Origin of the sequence: Moorena sp. SIO4G3 (genome assembly GCF_010692305.1) — a bacterium.
GTDB classification, from domain to species: domain Bacteria; phylum Cyanobacteriota; class Cyanobacteriia; order Cyanobacteriales; family Coleofasciculaceae; genus Moorena; species Moorena producens_A.
The window spans coordinates 1-1,227 of the sequence record NZ_JAAHIG010000745.1; the positions used below are offsets into that span (position 1 = coordinate 1).

The following is a 1,227-nucleotide window of genomic DNA, read 5'->3' on the forward strand; positions in this document are numbered from 1 at the left end:
TTATCTATCGAAACATTCGTGGACAGAAATAGTCAGACATACCAAGGTCAAAGAAAACAGAAGCACCTTTGATGGCGACCTAATATATTGGGGTAATAGAATGGCCAGCCATCCCGAATTAAACACAACGAAGGGAAAACTCTTCAAAAAGCAAAAAGGGAAATGCGCACACTGTAACCTCTCATTCAGAAGTGAGGACTTATTGGAAACACACCACATCGTACCACGCTCAATTGGTGGAAGTGATAAGCTCAAAAATCTTGAACTTCTTCACCTACACTGCCACGACACAGTACACGGAACAAAAGTGAATTCCATAGAATTGGATGAAAATCCATTTTAAAAGGAGTTGAACAACGTTCATGAGAACTAAAGAAGTACCGATTGACAACGGACTACTACGCGAGGAGCCGTATGAGGGGAAACTTTCACGTACGGTTCTGAAGACGAGCCGGATGGAGGTGACTCACCGGCTTAGTTTAACAGTACAACTATTTACTGGCTGATAGATTCAACTGGTACGTGCGATTCGTTGGCTATAAACCATGCCCAGCAAGGGTTGTGGGGGATTAGCCACAAGATGAAAATCTTGATAACTTAGTAATCATGTTGGTGAAATACCAACCCTCGTGAAATCCGAGTGACAGCCCTACCCCTAGTAGATAAGGATTAACAACCTATAGACTAAAGCGGGGTCGAACAGTGAAGCACTGTTAACCTAAAATGGTGTTAGTAACAGGCAAAAGAACTCATGAGTACCGAAAGGGAAGATATGTCAGAACCATCGTCATAAATGACTAGCGAAAAAGGCTGAAACGCTGGAAACAAAGAGTAAAGGAATAACAGGTTTATAAGTCTGTACCTACTTATAAAGATTTCCCTAATTCCCGGTGGACAGTATCACTCTAAAAGTTCTAAAGAATGATTATTAGGAACGAAGTAACCTGACAGGCTCTCTCAGAAAGGTCGATTTCTGAGTAGGTAGTTAGCCCCAAGAACTTGTCTAGGAAGGATTGAGTCAGAAGCCAACGTCTCTATGTAACGTAGAGAATATGCCCACGGACTCACGCGGATTAGTAGAATGTAGGGTTGTAAGTAGCAATGAACAAGTCTAAAACGAAGGGATATAACCCTAAGTCAGAATGGAAGGAGGTCAACTGGCGCAAGCTGGAATTGACAGTCTACAAGTTGCAAAATCGAATCTACAGAGCTTCTCAACGTGGAAAC

The 1,227-nt window shown here is 42.3% G+C and carries 2 protein-coding genes; both read left to right on the plus strand.

What is annotated here, in order from left to right; all coding sequences use genetic code 11:
• Window positions 1-343: HNH endonuclease (locus F6J99_RS45125; protein WP_293123980.1), on the plus strand; the 343-nt coding region annotated here is incomplete at its 5' end.
• A gap of 758 nt (window positions 344-1,101) precedes the next feature.
• Window positions 1,102-1,227: reverse transcriptase N-terminal domain-containing protein (locus F6J99_RS45130; RefSeq protein WP_293123983.1), on the plus strand; the 126-nt coding region annotated here is incomplete at its 3' end.